At 56.5% G+C, this 20037-nt stretch carries 23 protein-coding genes; 11 read left to right on the top strand and 12 right to left on the bottom strand.

Translation table 11 applies throughout. The features are described 5' to 3' along the window. Positions 1-54 precede the first annotated feature (54 nt). Entirely contained in the window at positions 55-954 is a 900-nt protein-coding gene (locus A0251_RS03815) for a metal-dependent hydrolase (RefSeq protein WP_062815529.1), read from the top strand. Positions 955-1020: 66 nt separating this feature from the next. Here the strand turns inward: A0251_RS03815 and A0251_RS03810 are convergent, their stop codons facing one another. Beyond that, positions 1021-1443, bottom strand: coding sequence for a helix-turn-helix domain-containing protein (locus A0251_RS03810; protein ID WP_062815528.1), 423 nt, complete (start codon positions 1441-1443; stop codon positions 1021-1023). Between the two features lie 63 nt (positions 1444-1506). On the opposite strand from A0251_RS03810, the gene A0251_RS03805 reads away from it, so the two are divergent. Beyond that, complete coding sequence (locus tag A0251_RS03805; protein WP_062815527.1) at positions 1507-2007, top strand: DUF2938 domain-containing protein; 501 nt, start codon at positions 1507-1509, stop codon at positions 2005-2007. A gap of 125 nt (positions 2008-2132) precedes the next feature. Then, entirely contained in the window at positions 2133-2495 is a 363-nt protein-coding gene (locus A0251_RS03800; RefSeq protein ID WP_062815526.1) for a DUF6164 family protein, read from the top strand. Between the two features lie 34 nt (positions 2496-2529). On the opposite strand, the gene A0251_RS03795 is transcribed toward A0251_RS03800, so the two are convergent. The 3 genes from A0251_RS03795 to A0251_RS03785 form a co-directional block, all read right to left on the bottom strand. Then, complete coding sequence (locus A0251_RS03795; RefSeq protein WP_231874150.1) at positions 2530-3375, bottom strand: lysophospholipid acyltransferase family protein; 846 nt, start codon at positions 3373-3375, stop codon at positions 2530-2532. Between the two features lie 162 nt (positions 3376-3537). Continuing rightward, the gene (locus tag A0251_RS03790) at positions 3538-3810 is read right to left on the bottom strand and encodes a hypothetical protein (protein ID WP_062815977.1); all 273 of its coding nucleotides are present in this window, start codon (positions 3808-3810) and stop codon (positions 3538-3540) included. Positions 3811-3881: 71 nt separating this feature from the next. Further along, positions 3882-4481 (bottom strand): TetR/AcrR family transcriptional regulator, encoded by a 600-nt coding sequence (locus A0251_RS03785; RefSeq protein WP_231874149.1) that lies wholly within the window; start codon positions 4479-4481, stop codon positions 3882-3884. A 108-nt stretch (positions 4482-4589) separates the two neighbouring features. Between A0251_RS03785 and A0251_RS03780 the strand changes: the two genes are divergently transcribed. Next, positions 4590-5633, top strand: a complete 1044-nt coding sequence (locus A0251_RS03780; protein ID WP_231874148.1) for an SDR family NAD(P)-dependent oxidoreductase — start codon at positions 4590-4592, stop codon at positions 5631-5633. 4 nt (positions 5634-5637) lie between these two features. Here the strand turns inward: A0251_RS03780 and A0251_RS03775 are convergent, their stop codons facing one another. Both A0251_RS03775 and A0251_RS03770 read right to left on the bottom strand, forming a co-directional pair. Next, entirely contained in the window at positions 5638-6558 is a 921-nt protein-coding gene (locus A0251_RS03775; RefSeq protein ID WP_062815524.1) for a DMT family transporter, read from the bottom strand. A gap of 222 nt (positions 6559-6780) precedes the next feature. Then, positions 6781-7668: a metal-dependent hydrolase gene (locus tag A0251_RS03770; protein ID WP_062815523.1), complete on the bottom strand. Its 888-nt coding sequence runs from the start codon at positions 7666-7668 to the stop codon at positions 6781-6783. Positions 7669-7894: 226 nt separating this feature from the next. On the opposite strand from A0251_RS03770, the gene A0251_RS03765 reads away from it, so the two are divergent. The 4 genes from A0251_RS03765 (at position 7895) to A0251_RS03750 (ending at position 11834) form a co-directional block, all read left to right on the top strand. Then, positions 7895-8257, top strand: coding sequence for a hypothetical protein (locus A0251_RS03765; RefSeq protein ID WP_062815522.1), 363 nt, complete (start codon positions 7895-7897; stop codon positions 8255-8257). 196 nt (positions 8258-8453) lie between these two features. Further along, positions 8454-10061, top strand: a complete 1608-nt coding sequence (locus A0251_RS03760) for a GMC family oxidoreductase (protein WP_062815521.1) — start codon at positions 8454-8456, stop codon at positions 10059-10061. A 194-nt stretch (positions 10062-10255) separates the two neighbouring features. After that, entirely contained in the window at positions 10256-11005 is a 750-nt protein-coding gene (locus A0251_RS03755; protein ID WP_062815520.1) for a DUF1223 domain-containing protein, read from the top strand. 16 nt (positions 11006-11021) lie between these two features. After that, positions 11022-11834 (top strand): MipA/OmpV family protein, encoded by an 813-nt coding sequence (locus A0251_RS03750; protein WP_062815519.1) that lies wholly within the window; start codon positions 11022-11024, stop codon positions 11832-11834. Between the two features lie 155 nt (positions 11835-11989). On the opposite strand, the gene A0251_RS03745 is transcribed toward A0251_RS03750, so the two are convergent. The 3 genes from A0251_RS03745 to A0251_RS03735 all read right to left on the bottom strand — a co-directional run bounded on the left by A0251_RS03745 (position 11990) and on the right by A0251_RS03735 (position 14257). Beyond that, positions 11990-13138, bottom strand: coding sequence for a zinc-binding dehydrogenase (locus A0251_RS03745; protein WP_062815518.1), 1149 nt, complete (start codon positions 13136-13138; stop codon positions 11990-11992). Positions 13139-13466: 328 nt separating this feature from the next. Continuing rightward, positions 13467-13985, bottom strand: a complete 519-nt coding sequence (locus tag A0251_RS03740) for a cytochrome b/b6 domain-containing protein (protein WP_062815517.1) — start codon at positions 13983-13985, stop codon at positions 13467-13469. Between the two features lie 5 nt (positions 13986-13990). Beyond that, a complete protein-coding gene (locus A0251_RS03735) occupies positions 13991-14257 on the bottom strand; it encodes a PepSY domain-containing protein (RefSeq protein ID WP_062815516.1) in 267 nt (88 codons plus the stop codon). A 415-nt stretch (positions 14258-14672) separates the two neighbouring features. On the opposite strand from A0251_RS03735, the gene A0251_RS03725 reads away from it, so the two are divergent. Further along, the gene (locus A0251_RS03725) at positions 14673-16502 is read left to right on the top strand and encodes an ATP-binding protein (RefSeq protein ID WP_082810748.1); all 1830 of its coding nucleotides are present in this window, start codon (positions 14673-14675) and stop codon (positions 16500-16502) included. A 187-nt stretch (positions 16503-16689) separates the two neighbouring features. Then, positions 16690-17352, top strand: a complete 663-nt coding sequence (locus A0251_RS03720) for a cupin domain-containing protein (RefSeq protein ID WP_062815513.1) — start codon at positions 16690-16692, stop codon at positions 17350-17352. A 32-nt stretch (positions 17353-17384) separates the two neighbouring features. On the opposite strand, the gene A0251_RS03715 is transcribed toward A0251_RS03720, so the two are convergent. Then, entirely contained in the window at positions 17385-17831 is a 447-nt protein-coding gene (locus A0251_RS03715) for a hypothetical protein (protein ID WP_062815512.1), read from the bottom strand. A 95-nt stretch (positions 17832-17926) separates the two neighbouring features. Here A0251_RS03715 and A0251_RS03710 point away from each other — a divergent pair, with 95 nt between their 5' ends. Beyond that, a complete protein-coding gene (locus A0251_RS03710) occupies positions 17927-18370 on the top strand; it encodes a MarR family winged helix-turn-helix transcriptional regulator (RefSeq protein WP_062815511.1) in 444 nt (147 codons plus the stop codon). A 135-nt stretch (positions 18371-18505) separates the two neighbouring features. On the opposite strand, the gene A0251_RS03705 is transcribed toward A0251_RS03710, so the two are convergent. Both A0251_RS03705 and A0251_RS03700 read right to left on the bottom strand, forming a co-directional pair. Next, on the bottom strand, positions 18506-19324 hold the full coding sequence (locus tag A0251_RS03705; RefSeq protein ID WP_062815510.1) for an SIR2 family protein: 819 nt from the start codon (positions 19322-19324) through the stop codon (positions 18506-18508). After that, positions 19325-19885, bottom strand: coding sequence for a non-canonical purine NTP pyrophosphatase (locus A0251_RS03700; protein WP_062815509.1), 561 nt, complete (start codon positions 19883-19885; stop codon positions 19325-19327). Positions 19886-20037: the final 152 nt, after the last annotated feature.

The raw sequence follows: 20037 nt of genomic DNA, 5'->3' as shown, positions 1-20037 counted from the left end.
CGTATGGGCCATATTAAGACAGAAGGGCCGCCAACGGCCGCAAGGAGCACGACCATGAATGCCACTGTTCCCATCAATCAGGACAAGAAACGCAAAGGCCTCATCGGTACCGTACGCACCGTCGCCAGCAAGACACCCAAGAACATGATTCCCAAGGTGCGTCGCCCCCAGTTCGCCTTCAGCGAGGCGAACGATATGCCGCGCTACTGGTGGGACAACGACCCGGCGAAAACCCTGCTGCTGGCCGCCCTGTCCGCCAGCTTCCCGCCCGGTGAGCGTTTTTTCATTGATTCGGTGCGCCATTACCAGGACCAGATCACCGACCCGGAACTGAAGAAAGCCATCAAGGGCTTCATCGGCCAGGAAGCCCACCACTCCCGAGAGCACGAACTCATGAATGGTTTCCTGCAGGAACGCGGCGTGGATCTGGCCCGGCTGGAGCGGGAAATCCTGGGTTTCATGAATCTCATGCGCAAGTATCTGAGCCCGGAACGCCAGCTCGCCCACACCGTGGCCGTGGAGCATTTCACCGCGCTGATGGCCGAGGAGTTCCTGCTCAAGTATGACGCGCTGGAACAGATGGACCCGCGCATCGCGCCGATCTGGGCCTGGCATGCCATCGAGGAATCCGAGCACAAGGCGGTGGCTTTTGATGTCTACAAGGCCATTGGTGGCAGCGAGTTCACCCGCGTCACGGAAATGATGATCGTCAGCGTGTTGTTCCCGGTGTTCTCTGCCGTGCATCTGGTGCAACTGATGAAAGAAGACGGCCAGCTGGGCAACATGAAATCCTGGTTGGGTGCGGTGAATTACATGTGGGGCCGCCCCGGCGTATTCCGCAAGCTGCTGCCCTCCTACTTCAAGTTCTACAGCCCCAGGTTCCATCCGTGGAATCACGACGCCCGGGGACTGGTGGAGAAAGCGAAGAAGAAATGGCTGGGTGACTGGGGCTGAGTCTTCAACAAGTGATACCGACCGGGGCACCCATGGAATTTGGGTGCCCTCGTCCCGTCCTTGTTTTTACCGTTCCTGACCGCCGCGTTTTTTCTCCACTTTCATACGCGCCGAGGCGATATTCATCAAGCGCCGAAACTGGCCGCATTCCAGGTGACTGGGGGCCGGGCATTTTGCTGCATGGCGCAGGCCATCACGCATGGCTGACAGTTTGCGGATAGTGTCATCCAGCTCATCGGCCTTTGCCGACAGGGCATCCCGGTCAATGCTGGGCTCGCCCCCGGCATCGAACATTTCGCCGATTTCATCCAGTGAAAACCCTGCGGCCCGCCCCAGGGCAATCAGCGCCAATTGATCCAGTATGCCGGGAGCAAAGATTCGCTTTAGCCCCCGGCGCCCGGTGGAAAGGATCAGCCCTTTCTCTTCGTAATAGCGCAGCGTCGACGCCGGCACGCCGGACCGGCGCACCACTTCGGTAATATCCAACACGACCTTGACCTCAAGCCAGCTTCAAGTTGCAGAGTATCAGCAAAGTCATCTTGAGGAAGCCCCATGGATAACGTTATCGCGTTTTTACCCAGCCTGATCGTCATCGGTCTCTGCGCCACCCTGGTCATGGATGCCTGGAGCTGGCTACGCCAGCCCTTGCTGGGAGTCGCCCCACCCAACTACGCCATGGTGGGCCGCTGGTTGCTGCATATGCGCCACGGGCAATTCCGCCACACCGCCATTGCCGCATCGCCCGCCATGCCTGGTGAAAAGACCATCGGCTGGCTGGCCCATTATCTGACCGGCCTGGCCTTCGCGGGAATTCTGCTGGGTATAGCAGGACAAAACTGGATCGAGCAGCCCACCCTGGGGCCGGCCTTGCTGGTGGGTATTGGCACCGTTGCCGCGCCGTTTCTGTTGATGCAGCCGGGCATGGGAGCCGGCATGGCCGCCTCCCGTACGCCGGCCCCCAACGCCGCCCGCCTGCAGAGCCTGCTGACCCATGCGGTATTCGGCCTGGGCCTGTATCTGGGTGGCTGGGTGTCACACGGTTTGCTGAACTGATAGTGAGACCCGGGAGCAACGCTTCGCAATGGTAACCATTGGGGCCTGCGGCCATGTATCCTGTAGACATCTCTGCGCCATGCCGCTTCCGCCCGGGCAGGCCAGGACACATAACCAGGAGCACCATGACCACCTTACTGCTGAATCTGCGCCGGGTTCCCGATGACGAGGCCGATGAAGTGCGCGCCTTGCTGGAACAAAACCAGATCCTGTTCTATGAGACGGCCCCGAGCATGTGGGGGATTTCCTCCGGGGGCATCTGGCTGACCCAGCCTGAAGATCGCGAGCGCGCCAAGGCTTTGCTGGCCGACTATCAGCAGGACCGCGCCCGCCGCCAGCGAGAAGCCTATGAGCAAGCACAACGGGAAGGCACAGCGCCGACGCTGGGTGGGCGTTTGCGTGAACAGCCACTGCGCGTGGTGGGATTGTTGGTGGCCGTGCTGGCGCTATTGCTGGTAACGCTGCTGCCGTTCCTCACTCTGGGTTAGGGCGTTGCTTTTCGCCCTTTCTCGCCGTCGCTGTTCAGTGCTTGCGCGCACCCAACACTTTTCGCCACAGCGGACGCGGCTGGGCTTTTCGCGCTTCATCCATGCTCGACAGCATGCCGGTGATGGCATCCGAGACCTGTTCACGCAATTTCCAGAGCACGGCGGGATCGTTTTCCTGGCCTTGCAGGTGCGCCGTGGGAATGGGTTTGCCGATGGAAAAATGGAAAGGCTCCGCCTTGGGCAGCAGGGTGGGACCAATCCCTTTCACCAAGGGCATAAACAAGTCGCCGCCACGCATCAGCGAGTTGACCTTGTCGTTGCCCAGCAACCGTTTGCCGAGCCAGCCGTTGGCAAAATCGTCACCGTCATAAACGATGTCGTAGGCCTCGTCACAGCCCAGTGACGCAAAGGGGATGATGTCGAACCCCTGCTCGATGGCCATATAGACGAACCCGGTACGCTTCTTCCATACCAGCTTGTTGATCTCGTCCCGACGCTTGGCCACCTCCCGGGCGCCGCCCGGAAACACCAGCACATGCTGGCCACTCTCCATCAGCCGGCGGCAATTTTCACGGGTACCGGGCACGGCGCCGAAACGGGTCACCAGCTTGCCCCATACCGGCGTCGGAAAATGGAAATGATCGCCCAGGGAACGGGGAAACACCCCCGTCTGCCGATACAACTCGTAGACAAACAGCGGGGAGTCCAGCACACCCATCAGCGCGTGATTTCCCACAAACAGCCCCGGTCGTTGCGGATCCACATTTTCCGCCCCTTCCAGCGTTGCTGCGAAATAGCGGCGCTGCAGGGCGGTCACCCGGGCCATGGTTCGCAGGGACGGGGGACGGAAATCTTCAATGGGGATCTCAATATCGGACACGATTACCTCAGTGTGTGTTCGCTGGCCGCATCGCCAGGGTGCGCAAGCCTAGCATTATAACGGCGGGTTACCATGGCAGATCCGCCCTTTCCGGCCAGTCAGAACGGGCAATAGCGGCAGAACAGGGGAAGCGGGCAGGAAGCCCCGCGGGGGGACCGGCAATTACTCGGGGGTAGCCGCTGACGCCAGCTGCAGCAGATCGCGGGCGTAGGCGTTCACGTCAAAGGGGCGGTCTTCCTGCATGGAATGCGCAATCTGCGCCGCCAGCACATCGGCCATCTTCACCAGGGCATCGTCACGGTCGACGCCCTGACCAATCAGGTCCATGATCACCAGACCGGCCTCGCGGGGATGACCATCGGCGATCTGGTTTTCCACCGCTTCCACCAGCGCCTGCTGGGCGAAATCGTCTTCTGCCTGCTCAAGTTCCTTCATGGGTTGTCCCAAAAATCCGCCATCATCATTTCGCTTGGCGCCCATGATAACAGAGCCGGCCCGGGAGAGATTCAACCTGCTATCAGCCACTCCGACAACTTCCTGGCCAGGGTATCGAGGATCGCCTCATGATCCAGCCCGGCCGGCGCCATCAATACCAGATGCAATAGACTGCCTGCCGTGGAGGTTGCCATCAGATACAGGGTATGGGGGTGAACGGTCATCTGATAATGCTGGCGGGTTTTCTGCAAGCCGCTCTCCAGTACCTGCTGCAAGTCTTTCTGCAATTGCCGGGTGGCCGGTAACTGGTGCAGATAGGGCACCTGAAACACCAACACCCGTAACAGCTTGCGCTGCCGGCGCATCAGCGAATACAGCGCGCCCAGAAAATGGCGCATGGCCACAGGCAGGTCATTGCGGCTACTGGTCAGGTCCAGGCGGTCATGCAGCAGGGACGTGGTTTCCGCCAGCAGCGCCTCGGACAGGCGCGCCACCACGGCTTCCTTGCCCGGGAAATACTCATACACCGATCCAATGCTGACTCCGGCCACCTGGGCGATGGCATTGGTGCTCAGCCCCGCATACCCATGGCGCTCCAGAATCCGAGCGCAGGCCTCCACCATGGCGGCGACGGAGGCTTTTGACCGCGCCTGCTTTGGCTCTTTTTTCATCGAAAAATCAGTGGCTTGCCAATTTCCTGTGCGCATATCCCCGCCCCCCGCTCCGGTCAGCAAATCCGAGTTTTTCCGAGTATATGCTCAGATTAGAATGGCTGCACGATGACCGTCACCACAAACCGCGAGTCCCCCATGGCCAACGATATCCAGTTCAGACGCCCCAAAATCGGCCCCTACTTCAGCCGTCTCCGCCACCACTGGGCCTGGAACGCCAAGAGCCTGCTGACACCCGGACAGGCCCTTCGCGACCGGGTGCAGGGGAAAGTGGTTCTGCTCACCGGCGCCAGTTCCGGCATTGGCGAAGGCGTGGCCGACAAACTGGCTGATGCCGGCGCCACCCTGTTACTGGTGGCCCGAAATGCGGACAAGCTGGAGGCCATTGCCACCGGGATCCGCAAACGGGGCGGCCGGGCGTTTATCTACCCGGGCGATCTCACCGACCTGGATGAGTGCGACCGCATCTGCCAGCAGGCCCTGGCCGACCACGGTCATGTGGATATCCTGATCAATAACGCGGGCCGTTCCATCCGTCGCTCGATCAAATTTACCGTGAACCGTTTCCACGATTACGAGCGCACCATGCAGCTCAATTATTTTGCCGCCTTGCGTCTGGCCATGAACCTGCTGCCCGTCATGGAAGCCCGTGATGAGGGCCATATCATCAATGTGTCCACCGTGGGCGTGCAGGCCAACCCGGCCCGCTTTTCCGCCTATCTGGGTTCCAAGTGGGCACTGGAAGGCTGGACCTGGGTGGCCGCCAATGAATATGCCCATACCAACCTGCGGTTTTCTTCCATCAACTATCCGCTGGTGCGCACGCCCATGATTGCGCCCACCAAAATCTATGATTACCTGCCGGTCATGTCACCGGACACGGCGGTGAACTGGCTGCTGGATGTGGTCATCACCCAGAACAAACGCAAACTGGGCATCTTCGGCAAGGGCGCCCTGGCCATGTATTACCTGTTACCGAAAACCTCCGAGTCCATCGTCAACCTGAGCTACCAGAGCCTGTTTGAAACACCGCCGGCGGATTATGTGTCGCGCAAGGCGCGCGGCGAAAACCGCGTAATGGACACCGCAGAGAGTCACAACGACAGCAAGGTGGCACCGTTTCGTGCCAGAGACAGCCAGCACCGGGCCTAGGAATTCACTGACAGGCCCGGCCTGATCCGTGGACACCCCAGCGGGACGGCAGACGGCCCGAGCGCGAATAAAAGCTCAAGGCCGTCACCGCCACCAGAATCAGTGCCATACCGGCCCCCTGTGGCGCGGCCAGGCTTTCCTGCAAGATCACCACGCCGAACAACGACGCGGTCACCGGCTCCACCATGGCCACGATGGACGCCACCGCCGGCGGCACATCCCGGAGGCCGATCACATAAATGACAAACGACAATCCGGCCCCCAGCACACCGAGCCCGGCAAACAGCGGCCAATCGGGAGAACGGATCGCTGCCACAATCTGCCCGGCATTGGCCGGCGCCATCAGCAGCATCACCAACACCGCAAAAGCAATGGAGAGAATCGCCTGGGGACTGCCATGGGGCGCGGCATACTTGAATCCGAAAATGAAGACTGCATAGCTGAGCCCGGCCAGTAAACCGGCAACCACACCCATCATGGTCAGCCCCTCTCCGCCCATGTCGTAGACCCGGGTCAACAGCACGATACCCAGCATCACCACGGCCATGGCAGCCAGCTTCAACCGTGAAGGCTGCTCCAGGCGAAAAACAAACGACACCAGATACACAAACACCGGGGCGCAATACATCAAGGTCGCGGCCACGGCCACACTGCCCCGGGAAATACTGAGAAAATAGAACGCGAAATTACCCGCCACCCCCAGGCCGGCAATGGTGGACCAGAGCCATAATCGGCGGCTCCTCAGGCCATGGCCGGCGGGCTGCAGAGCCAGCCAGACCAGCACAAACAGCAGTCCGATGGCGCCCCGGTAGAAAGACACCAGCAAGGCGCCCCAGCCTTCGGCCATGAGCACACCACCGAGGCCGCCGGACAGCCCCCAGCACAGGGCTGCCACAATCACCAGGGCTGTGCTCACGCGCGCCATTTGCCCTCCTGTCGCCCGGCAACAGGTGACCCGGGCGACCATCAACGCACCAACACGCAAGCCTCATTTGCCATGGGCTCTCAGCAACCACTGAAACGCAGAATATTTCGCGATGCAACCGGCAGGAGGCATCGTTAATGGGCAGGGAGAGAGAGAGAAGGGGAAGAGGCTGACATCAGGGTTACTCCGTGATGCCAGCCGATGATGCAACGGCGGGAAACGTCAGGCGGAGGCGGCCGCTTCCTGCTCCGCCAAAAAGCTGTCGATCTGCAGCAGCAACTCACGGTTGTCGTGATCCCAGGGATGGAACCCCGGGCGGAAGTAATCCAGGTAGTTACCAATCTGCTTACGCAGCATGCCGATATCACCGAAGGTGTAGTGGAAAAACTTCTGCCAGCCCTTCCAGTCCGTCAGCTTGCCCTGCTCACGCAGCACTTCCAGGAAGACCGGAATCACCAGCCCCCAGAACACCACCGTGGCCAGGCCCAACCCGAAACAGCGCAGCCCGTAGGCACCAACCCCTTTGCCCATAACCGCCGTCCAGACATCAAACGCCACGGCCTTGTGCTCGGTTTCTTCCAGGGCGTGCCAGCGCCACAAGGCGGCATAGGCGGGATCAGCACCATCCACCACCCGAGGATCACTCAACACGCTATCCGCCAGCAGGCCGGTAAAGTGTTCCAGGGCGATGGTGCCACTCAGGGACACCGGCGCACTGTATTTGTTGAACCTCTTCAGGACACCTTCCACCAGGCGCTCGAACTTCGGCGCCACTGACGACACGGCAAAGAGGGCATCGTTATATTCTTCATGCTCGCGCCCGTGCATGGCTTCCTGGCCGATGAAGGCGGTCACCGCCTTCTTGAGCTCAGGATCGGTAATCTGGTCCCGGTAGGCCCGCACACTGTCGATAAAAAAGCGCTCGCCCACCGGCAGAACGGTGGAAAAGGTATTCAGGAAGGCCGTCAGCACCGGCCCACCGGCAGTGTGCCAGTCGGAAATCCGCCTGGGGTCCAGATTGAATCGCAGGCTCCTGCGCGTCGGTACCAACATGGGCGTTGCCCGGGTGTTATCGGTTACCAGACGTAGCGCTGCAGACAGTTTTTTCATTGTTATCTCCGTTGATCATCACGCCCGAGGCATACACACACAGCCCGTGCCCGGGAAAAGAATAGCTCTCATCTAAACATACGCAGGAACACTTGGCACGATGACAAAACTTGCATCTGAAAGCGCCATTCCGCGGGCTCTTGCGACGCTCCCTTGTCCGGCAGCCGCTTACCTGGCAACGCGTTTTCGGGGTACCCTCTATTTTCCCCGGATACCGTTTACTGCCATGCACCTTCCGTTCCTGCCACTCGCCCTGCTCTCACTTGCCGCCTTGCCCGCTGTCGCCGACGAGCAGGACTGCAGGCTGGACATCCTGCACAGCGCCATCGAGACCACCCACACCTTCAATCTGACTGTCAGCTGCCGGGGTAACTACACACCCCTGACTTACCTGCTCCGAGCCAAACGCCGCGTGAACGGGGTAACGCTTACTGACAGCCAGAGTGGAACCCTGAACATTCATGGTGACAGCAAAACCGTGGGGGACATCCAGATTGATCTGAAGCCCGGCGACCATATCGAACTGGAAGGCAGAATCCTTCAGGCCTGTGAAGTCCTGGGCGAAACACGCCTGGAATTTACCCGCTGATAACAGCGGCTATCCGCCATCGTGACCTGCTACAGCCGTCACACAAACAATACTTACTGACGGAAAACCCCGGTGCTAATCTGTCTGTCGAGCGCAGGGATCCATGCTGATACCGCTGACGCAAACCGCTGAGCAACACCGCCGCGACCCTCGAACGGCAACCACCGCGAATAACAGACAATAAAAGGAAGCCCGCATGGACAACGAGTTCGATTACCTCATCATCGGTGGTGGCTCCGCCGGCTGCGCCCTGGCCGGACGGCTCAGTGAAGACCCGGACACCCGCGTCTGTCTGCTGGAAGCCGGTGGCAAGGGGGACGGTCTGCTGGTCAATGTGCCCTCCGGTGCGGTAGCCATGCTCTCCAGGCCCATCAACAACTGGGTGCTGGAAACGGTTCCGCAAAAAGGCCTCAATGGTCGCCAGGGCTTCCAGCCCCGGGGCAAATGCCTGGGCGGCTCCTCCGCCATCAATGCCATGGTCTATATTCGTGGCCATCGCGAGGACTACGATCACTGGGCGGCCCTGGGCAATGACGGCTGGTCCTACAAGGATGTGCTGCCCTATTTCCGCCTCAATGAACACAACGAACGTATCGATAACGACTACCACGGCAACGACGGTCCGCTCTGGGTCAGCGACAGCCGTACCGGCAACCCGTTCCAGGACTACTTTCTGGACGCTGCCCGGGAATGCGATATCCCCATTACCGATGACTTCAACGGCGCCGAGCAGGAAGGCGCCGGGGTCTATCAGGTCACCCAAAAAGACGGCGAACGCTGGAGCAGTGCCCGGGCTTACCTGTTCCCGCATATGGATCGCAGCAACCTGACCGTGGAAACCAACGCCCAGGTTCAGCGCATTGTCTTCGACGGCAAACGTGCTGTGGGTGTGGAATTCAAGCAAGGCAAGCAGCTGCGCACCGCCTCGGCCCGCAAGGAAGTGCTGCTGTCCGCCGGGGCCTTTCAGTCCCCGCAACTGCTGATGCTATCCGGGGTGGGCGATAGCGAGGAACTGAAAAAGCACAACATCCCCGTGGTGCATCATCTTCCCGGCGTGGGCAAGAACCTGCAGGATCATCCGGATTTTATTTTCGGCTACACCACCGACAGCCCGGCCACTTTTGGTCTGTCACCGGCGGGCATGTGGCGGGCGCTAATGGCCATGGGCACCTATCGCAAGGAACGGCGCGGGCTGTGGACCTCCAACTTCGCCGAAGCCGGCGCCTTCCTGAAAACCCGGCCGGATCTGTCGGCCCCGGATATTCAACTGCACATGGTCACCGCCCTGGTGGATGATCACGGCCGCAAGATGCACTTCACCCAAGGCTACTCCTGTCATGTCTGTCTGCTACGGCCGCGCAGCCGCGGCAGCGTGCAACTGGCCAGCGCCAACCCGGACGATCTTCCTCTTATCGACCCGGCCTTCCTAAACGATCCTCAGGACCTGGAAGACATGGTGCAAGGCTACAAAATCACGCAGAAAATCATGGAAGCCCCATCACTCAAGCGCTGGATGAAGAAAGACATGTTCACTGAGAACGTGAAAAGCGACGACGACATCCGCGAAGTCATCCGACAGCGTTCCGACACCGTCTACCACCCGGTGGGCTCCTGCAAGATGGGCACCGATGAGCAGGCGGTGGTCGACCCGCAATTGCGCGTTCATGGCATTGAAGGCCTGCGCGTCATCGATGCTTCCATCATGCCCACCTTGATCGGCGGCAACACCAATGCGCCGGCAATGATGATTGCGGAGAAAGCAGTGGATATGATTCGGGGGAAGAGCCGGATCCGCCAGGAATAAAAAAACCTGAGCGCCCCGCCGCCGGGGCGCTCATCCCGCGCCTACATAAATGCTGCAAATGGCTCACGAACACCCCCCCTCTTTCTGTGAAATTTCCCCCAGCCAGAATCGCTCGGGGCTTTAGTCCAACCCCGCCTGTAACGAACGCTGCTGACTGACATCAAAGGGCTAACGGATGACATAGGACATCTCTTATGCGAGCGCCGCTTAGCCTGTTTCTTTTTCTCGTGCCTGCCATGCTAAACGCCGGCAGCATGCCCCTGACATTCAGCAGTGGCGAACAACAAGTCTCACTGATTGAGCTTTATACCTCCGAGGGCTGCAGCAGCTGTCCGCCGGCCGACCGGTTTGTCCGATCCCTGGGAAAAAAGGATGGCCTTTTTTCCACGTTTATCCCGCTGGCGTTTCACGTGGATTACTGGGATTACATCGGCTGGGCTGATCCTTATGCCAGCCCGGCCTTCAGTGAGCGACAACGTCGCTACGCTCAGCTTCAAGATGTCAGTCGCGTCTACACACCCGGCTTTTTTATCAACGGCAATGAGTGGCGCGGATTTTTCCAGCGCCATCGAAACTGGCAGGATTCCCTGTCACAGAAAAAGGTGGGCTCTCTATCTGTTACCTACCAGCACCCGACCTTGCAGGCCACATTCAACGGCACCCTTCCCGATGACGCACGCTTGAATACGGCGTGGATCGGCCTCGGCCTGATATCCTCGATACAACGCGGAGAGAATCGGGGCAAAACCTTGCAACACGACTTCGTTGTTTTGCAGTGGCATCACCACCCCATGTCATCTTCCATGATGAAAGTCACACTGCCGTCGCCACCCGACCATGGCCAACAACGCATCGGATTGGTGGCCTGGATCAGCCAGAGCAGCGACCCTCGGCCCGTGCAAGCCGTCGGCGGCCTACTGCCGTCAACAACCACCATCAATTAACGTCCACGGAGCCTCCATGTTTGCCAACACATATCCTTCGGCATGTATTCGTAACATCGCCGCCAGCCTGCTGTGTCTTTCCGCTTCGTTGGCCGCAGCAGCCCCGACCACCATCAACACGCCGCTTTCCCGGGCTCCACTGGATGACACCAGCCACTTTGGCATCGGCGCCACAACGTCAATCACCGAACGGCCTTTTGTCGGTGTCGATGAACAACACGAAGGGCTCCCCTATTTCTCCCTTCGTTATAAACGCTTCAGCGTGGAAGGGCTTGATGCAGGCCTGGATCTCTTCAAAAAAGACAATAGCGTACTGGGGCTGCTCGTCACGCCACGCTTCTATGAAGTCACCGCAGGCTTTGCGGACAATGGCGAACTTAACGGCATCGATACGACACAGCGCACCGTCTTCGCCGGGTTGTCTTATGACTATCAGCATGCCATGTATCAACTCTCTGCCAACGTGCTGAAAGATATCGGCAATGAGAGCGATGGCCTGGAAGCGAGTGTCACTGTCAGCCGCGGGATCAACTGGGGAGATGTCACCATCGCGCCCTCACTGGGACTGGTTTGGCAAGACGGTCAATTGGTGGAGCATTTTTACGGGGTTGACGACGATGAAACCGCTCCCGGCCGGCCCGTCTATGGCGAACATAGCTCACTGAACTATCAGGCCGCCTTGACCGCTATCTGGACACCGGGAAAACACTGGCATTTTCTTGCTGTGGTAAAAGAGGATTATCTTGGCGAGGGAATTTCCGACAGCCCCATCATTGATGATCGATCACTCACTTCGATCGCCATAGGCGGAATATTTTATTTCTGGTGATACGCCAGCAACGGTCACTGCCTGTAAATAAACCATCCCGCTTCAACGCCCTGAAAAAGAGAGTCGACGCGGGATTGTCTTATCCATGGCCGTGGGCAGGTCGAACCCGCTCCATCCGCGCATTCATTTCAGCAGCGTGGCGACTCACTCTCTCCTCAGGCTTTGCCCGGATCAATCAGGATCTTGGCATGCTGCTCCGGATTACCCAACGCGGTAAAGGCGTCATCCACGCCGAACAACCCCACCGTACCGGTAATCATTGGCCCCACATTCACCTTGCCTTCGGCAATCATGTGCAACGCATCGCGAAATTCGATGGGCATGTAGCCCAGGGTAAAACGCAGATCGATTTCCTTGTTGATGGCATTCACCGGGAAGAAGTGGTCCTGTTTCATGCAGACGCCCACCACCACGATGCAGGAGCGTAACGGCGCATCCGCGACGATACTTTCGATCATCCCCGGAATGCCCACGCACTCGAAAATCACCGGCCGCTTCGGGTTAGTCACGCCGGCCACTTCCGCCGCCCGCCACAGGGGCTCCCAGGGCAACGGCGTCATGCGCAGCATGGCCATGCCATCCAGGGCCATATCGAACAGCTGCGGCGCATTCACAATAAAGCCGCGCTTTTCCATACCCTCATAGGGGCTGCCCTGGGACGGGTCCACCACCACATGGGCGCCCATGGCCCTGGCCAGCTTGCGGCGCGTGGGGGAAAGATCACTGGCGACGATATGACGCACCCCCCTGGCCTTGAGCATGGCAATCACCCCGAGACCAATGGGCCCGCACCCAATCACGATGGCCGTGTCACGACGGCCTATCCCGGAGCGGTTCACCGCATGCAGGGACACCGCCATGGGCTCGGTCAGCGCCGCATGGTCATCGGAAATACCGTTGGTGACAGGAAAGGCCAGGGATTCCTCCACCAGCACCCGTTCGGCATAGGCGCCGGGGGCCTGGGTGGACAGGCCAGTCAGATGCGCCATTCCGTTATTGCGCCGCATGGGCATGGCCACAACGCGCTTGCCCGACTTCCAGCGGCGATGGGTCTTCGGGCCGTAGTCCGCGATCTCGCCCACAAACTCGTGCCCCAACACCACATGCTCATGGCTGCGCATGATGTGCGGGTAACCGACCCGCTCGGTGGCCTCCGCCAGTTCATCCGCGTGATGACGGGCATGCAGATCCGACCCGCAGATGCCGCAACGCAACACATTCAAAAGTATCTGTCCCTTTCCCGGTTCCGGCTCGGGCACATCCTGGACCGCAAAGTCACCGTGGTGGCAAACAACCGCTTTCATGGCTTTTCCTTATGGCAGGCTGACTTGATTGGCATGCTCATAGTGTCGCGCAACAGGCACGGGGAAACAGGTCGTATGGAGCCAAATGGGGCCGCCTTCATTGAGGCATCAGCGTGGAAGGTGGCGTAGCGGTAATGGGTCTGCTGTTCAAACCTTTGGCAGTATCAGCATTGCGATAAAAATTATATTTTGCTGTTAATCATTTGCGCTCTACTGCCAGTGTGTGGGTACTGTCAATTAGTGTTTATCGTTTGGCATTCTACTCTGGACGACCCAAGCAGCGGGAACGCATTGACCTAGTCGCCACGTAAAATCCGGCTAATGCCTACTAGCGGCGACGGCGCCCGGTAATCATGGACAAGGGGAGGTTTTCCTTGAGGCGATAGCTTTCATACAACGCCCCCAGGATGTGAAGAACAACCAAACCCAGCAATGTCGTAGCGAAGCCCCAGTGCAGGTCTTTCACCCATTCCACCCCCCAGAAAATGTCGGTTTCTTCCATCATATATCCGGTAGTGACGAGTCCTGCCAGACACGACATCATCAGGATCATCACCACGGCACCAAGTGGCGTATGGCCTAGCCGACGATAACCCTCACCCCGCAGAAGACTGCGCCAGTGTGAAACCAGCAGTGACGGTGTAGGGAAAAAATCAGACCAGCGTGCGGCACCACGGCTCACAAACCCCCAGACAAACCGCAACGCCAACATACCCGCTGCGGTATAACCCAAAGTCACGTGGAGATCGCCACCTTTTTCATTGAAAAAATAGTTGGCGACAAAGACAACAGCAACCGTCCAGTGAAAAATCCGGATCAGCGGATCCCAAACCTGAACAGTAGCCATTTGAATCAGTCCTCAATCTCGGTCTTCAGTGTATCGCCGGTGACCGGATCATAGTAAATCTCGACTTTCTTGCCTTCCTCATTCCAGCCATACAGTTCGTAACAATCGCCATCAGTGATCTTGAACACCTTGACCTTGTAGCCATCGTCAACCAGTTTCTTCTCGAAAGCATCCTTATCCATCCATTTTGTACGATCTTTCTCCTGGCACTCAGGACCCGCAACGGCAGCGGCACTCAGGGCAAGCAATGATGAAACGAGAACGATACGCATAATTTCTTTCCTCTTAAGGGGTTGAAAACAAGGAAACTGTAACGACCGTCATCCAACGGCACGGCCACCAAGTTTGCCATATTTTTTCAGGCAAGCAACAAGCCGCAAAGTTCCCTGGCAGGGCCCATACGGGCCGAAGCATGCCTTCCTTGGCCTGCACTGTGCGACACATTAACAAACCCTTCACAAGGCAACTGGCTGCACAGCCCTAGCTTGATTCGGCATGCGCCGTTTACGAAAGAGGACGGATGTTGATTTATGTGAAGGAGGGGCATTTTAAATGCCCATTGCTGGGTTCTCTTTATTTTTTACTTATTTCTATAGATGTAGCCATCTACTGGCTCGCAATAATTCTCCCTTCACTACGAATAAACATGGTAAATTGTCAGTCTACTGACAACAAACAAACACCCCAATGCGTACAATCTGTCTATGGTTCCTCCTCTCTTCACTGCTGTATTCCGGCTTACTTTCTGCAGATACTGCCTTCACCCGCATTACCCAGGGTCAGTATCTCTATTCGGAAAAACCCACAAGCCAACTCCCTGACGGAGACTGGAAAGACACCACACTGCCATTTGCGGGCTCTTATTCCCAGATTCATGGCACATTCTGGTTTCGCTTTAATCTGGATTCCTTGCCCGATGCTCAGCGTGATAGCTTGCTTGTCAGTAACCATGTCTTTGATATAAGTATCTTTCTGAACGGACACATGGTCGCCGGCACGCAGCGTCTGGATGGCAGGGAATCAACCGGCTGGAACCATCCTTTCTATACCCGACTTCCTGCTGCCTACTGGCTGGACTCCGGCAATCAGCTCATCATTCGTATTCGTAGCGGTGAACCCAACGCCGTTCTGTCTCCACTGATCATCGGCGATCAGACCGTATTGCAAAGTCATTACCAACAATCTGTATTCCAGAAAATTCGTATCGCAGAGTGGAGCATGGTCACCTGCATTGTGATGGGCAGCCTCACCCTGTTCATCTGGTTGCTTCGCCGAAGTGATCGGCTTTACCTTTACTTTTCTCTGCTCTGCTTTAGCTGGTCAGCAGTAATGTTCTATATGGCGGTTCCTTTTGCCCCAATAAATCATGGGACCTGGTTACGCTTCGTCTTCTACTGTGTGGACCTGTCCGGCTTCTTCCTGTTTATGTTTCTTTACCGGCTGATGCAACTAGACAGGCCGCGCTTGAAAATTCTCGCCATCGCTGCCTTGATTCTTTCCGGTATTGTCTTGTTCATCATGCCCATGCGCTTGCACACCCTGGTGATCACCTTTGTTCATGGCATGCACCTGGCTCTGGTGATCTACCTTCTCGTCATCGGAACCCATCTCGCAATCCGCAAACGCAGCAAGGAGTTACTTCTACTGATTCCCGGCTTCCTAGTGATCTCCCTGCTAGTGCTACATGACATCTATGCCTTTCAGGCAGCAGCACAGCAGCCAGGTAGATTACCGGAGGGCACCTTCATGCAATACGGCTTTGCCGTCCTCCTTATCCTGATATTCGCCCATCTGGTTCGGACTTTCGTGCGCGCCCTGAATCACAGTGAAACCCTTAACAGTCAGCTGGAAACCCGCGTGGCGGAAATCTCCGCTTCACTGGAAAAGAGCTATGCAGAAAACCATGCACTTGCCCTCTACAACCATGCACAACAGGAGCGCCAGAAGGTCTACCGAGATCTGCACGATGACGTGGGTGCAAAACTGCTCTCTATCCTCCATTCCCGAGCCGAACATGAAAAATCTTCACTTGCCAGGGAAGCGCTATCGTCGCTTCGGGAAACCGTGAATCAGAGCAGACAGGATATCATTCCACTCAATGAATTAATCGCCAACGCCATCACTGAAAGCGAAAACCGGCTGAGCCACGCCGGCATTCAGTTTCATTACAACGGCCTCGGCGATATACCCGACACCCCTGCAGACCCGACCAAGGCCTACCACCTCAGTCGCATCCTGCGCGAGCTAACATCCAATATCATCAAGCATGCAGACACTGGCACAGCGCACCTTGATTGCAGAATTCATCATGCTAACGACAGCAGCATACTCATCCTGACAATCCGTGATGAAGGTCCGGGGCTATCAGAGGAAATGCAACAACGCGGTATGGGCCTTGCCAACATCCGTCACCGAGCTCAGGAAATTGGCGCCACGGTAGGATGGGAAAGCGACAATAACACAGGATGCCTCTGCCGACTGGAGGTACCTCTGCGCGCGATGACACTGGTAGCGTAAACAGAGGCGCAAGATTTTTCAGTCAGGCACACGCATAAACTTAATTCGGAAGCACCGCCAATTCACAGGAGCCCCTTATCCCATCCTTTCACGCATTTGAAACAGAGAACACGCTTTACTGCGCTAGGGTAAACGGCAGGTTTTATACTGGCAGACACGGGCACCCGCCATTTTTAAAGAGCGCATCATGACTACCTTACTCAATGCAGATTTCGAACAACGCGTCGTCATTCGGCCCACGGACTACCAGTGGGTGGCGTCACCCATGCCCGGCGTTGAGCGCATGATGCTGGATCGGATCGGCGACGAAGTAGCACGGGCCACCTCAATCGTGCGCTATGCCCCGCACAGTGCGTTCTCCTCCCACACCCATGATGGCGGCGAAGAGTTTCTGGTGTTGGAGGGGGTGTTCTCGGATGAACATCAGGACTACCCGGCAGGCACCTACGTGCGTAACCCCATTGGCACCTCTCACACCCCGCGCATCGGCAAGGAAGGCGCAACGATTCTGGTCAAGCTGCATCAGTTTGATCAGGACGACACCGAGCCAACAGTGATCGACACCCTGAACACGCCCTGGCGACCGGGGCTCGTGGAGGGGCTGACGGTGATGCCCCTGCACGATTTCAAAAGCGAGCATGTAGCGCTAGTAAAATGGGCGCCCCATACCCAGTTCCAGCCACACCAGCATTGGGGCGGAGAAGAAATCTTTGTCCTGGACGGCACCTTCTATGACGAGCATGGCAGCTACCCCAAAGGCAGCTGGCTGCGCAGCCCTCACCTGAGTCGGCATACGCCGTTTACGAAAGAAGACGGGGCGTTGATTTATGTGAAGGTGGGGCATTTGTAAATGCCAATTGGGGGGCACCTAATTTCTTTTGTTCACGCGGACCGTCTCAATCTTCCAGTCAACCTAAGGCCATCTCTCATATTCATTCCCATCAAAATGAGATTGATGGCACCGGCAATCAATTCGACGCCTTGCACCACATAGAAACCAGTATCAAAAGCCCCCAGGGATGCCCAATGATCAAGCACTACCGCGCAGGGAATCAGCACCAATATTCCATTGGCGCCAATAAACGGCATTCTCTTCTGCTTTTGTCGTACCAGCTTTCCGCCTCTGCCTTTAGCCAGAGCGAACCCGCTCGCGCCAGTGAATGCAATGGAAGGAACAAGAATCAACAAGCCTGGCCAGACAATGAGGCTTTTCAGGGTTGCGATGGCTTCTCCGTTACCGAAAAGCTCAACGAGAATGGTTGCCGAAAAGAACGTGGCAATGCACAAGAAGGCAATAATTGCGGCAAGGCGATGAAGCAGAGACGCCATGGTTTCCTCCGGCAGGGAAATTGGTAACATGTTGTCATTGTGCTAAAGAGCCACTCAGCTTGTCAACATGTTGTCAATTTACAGAAGGGACGCCTATGAACGACCCACAGAAAGGCCCGGTGTTCACCGAAATCGTACTTGAAGTCTTCAAGCTGGGCGGGCTGCTTGTCAGTGAAGGTGACGATATGGGCTCGGAGTATGGCATTACGAGTGCCCGATGGAAGATTCTGGGGGCGCTTTCCCTCGCGGGTGAACCGCAAACCGTGCCGCAAATAGCCAGAAGCATGGGACTGACACGACAAGCCGTACAACGACTGGTTGATGCCATGCAGCAGGATGAACTTCTGGTTTTCCAGGACAATCCAGGCCACAAGCGCGCAAAACTGATAAGCCTGTCGGAGCGTGGGAAAACGGTATATTTAAAGCTGGATGAAAAGCAGTCGGGTTGGGCAACCATATGCTCAAAGGACATGAGTAAGGAAGAACTAGAAACAACACTGTCTGTGCTTAAACGAATCGCTGTCTCTATGGACCGATAACGGTCTGACCCGCAGCCAAAACAGGAAAGCCAACATTGAGACCAGGTCTTGCCTTTTGCCACCTGAAGCACGGGGCAAGACCTCGGATCCCGACCCCGGATCCTCTAGTGTTCCTAGTACTACAACAGCGCGTTGTTAAAGCGTGGCAGTTTTTCCGTACGCCTCATGCAACAACTCCCGGAGAAACGATGAAGTTGCCTCTTTGGGATCGTCCGATTCCGCAACAATGGGAGTGACCCCCCTCGCCCTCAACAACTCTTCCTGGACGACATTTGGCCTTGTGAGAAAAATGTAAGATTTCGGACGCCCTTTACCATTTGTTGATTGTGACCACTGCTTTTGCAGCTTATGCAATAAGTACCGGATGTTTATGTCAGATAGACTGTATCCGAGAAATAACACTGTTTTCCCGAGTACGTCGCTGCGTAGCTTGATGTCCAAAGGTGATTCAAAATCCAGTCGGTCAAAGTAACTAGATTCAGTCAGCACGATAGATTCGTCATTGTCGAAATCGCCATGGAATTTCACTATCTGTGGCAAGGAATCATGTGCTGCAGCGAGATCCGCAACGCTTGCAACCTTGCAATAGTTTTTACCCCACAGCTCGAATGACTTCTCAATCCAGCGGTCATAGTTCGTTGTATAAATCGTTGGAAAATCCAGCCCGACAATGGTCTTGTGTATTTCAGATCCTTCGAGATCGACATCATTTGAGTGCCAAGTGGTATCCATCCAACTTCTTAGCGGCCCCAAGCTTCCCTTCTTCTGATAGTAGAATTCAGCTAATGCCAGATAATCTCCACAACTATGGAAAACTTCAGCATCGAACCCCATCTCACTAGCAAGTTTGTCGATCAGACTTCCAAATGAAGGCAAACCAAGATTCATTGAGAGACCGGCACCCGCAAACAAAACGGCTTTCTTTGACCTGATAGCAGCCGCTAATTCCTGCATCTAAACCATACCTCGCTTTTTCAAAAACTCAGAAAATTGGTCCAAAGCCCGCCTTCTCATTGAGATTTCGTGCTTCTGATCGCCCATTTCCGCGAAGGTCGATGAATAGCCATCTGGAACAAACACACAATCCCACTGAAACGATCTATCACCACGCGGTTTAGGAGCCACAGTCCCTCGAATCGAGCCTTCAAAGAAAAAAAACTGTTGGCCATCAATAAATCCAATAACCGTTTTGGCTTCCAGCGTGTTTTTTGAGTCTACTCCAAAGATTTCACAAAATTTTTCCGCCTGGAGGTTATCCCAGAAAATTTGAGTCAAACCACCTGGTAAGCCGTTCATATAATTGATGTATAGACCCGTATGCTCGACAAAAAGCGGGCGACCAACTTGCTTGAAGGCCTTAATCGCCTTGTCCTTGACCAAACGCTTGGAGTCTTCGGTCTGCAATTCCTCAACTTTACTAGATATTGGAACAACGGATACTCCAGCATCTTTGAGGATTACTCTAGCCTCGGCGACTTTGAATTGGTTCTGTGAGAGAAAGCGAATTTCAAGCATAGTTTGCTCTGTTATCTGTGGGGAGCACTTTAATGCCCAAAGCAGCGCGCAGCATTAGCTGTCCGCTGCCTCTGCCTCTGCCTCTGCCTCTGCCTGTTTATTTTGTACATTCGCAATACCAAACGGTATATGCACCATTGGTATATCACCAG

Source organism: Alcanivorax sp. NBRC 102024, assembly GCF_001602235.1.
Lineage (GTDB): Bacteria > Pseudomonadota > Gammaproteobacteria > Pseudomonadales > Alcanivoracaceae > Alcanivorax.
Note: the sequence above shows the minus strand (reverse complement) of the source record. Positions and strands in the feature narration are given on the sequence as shown.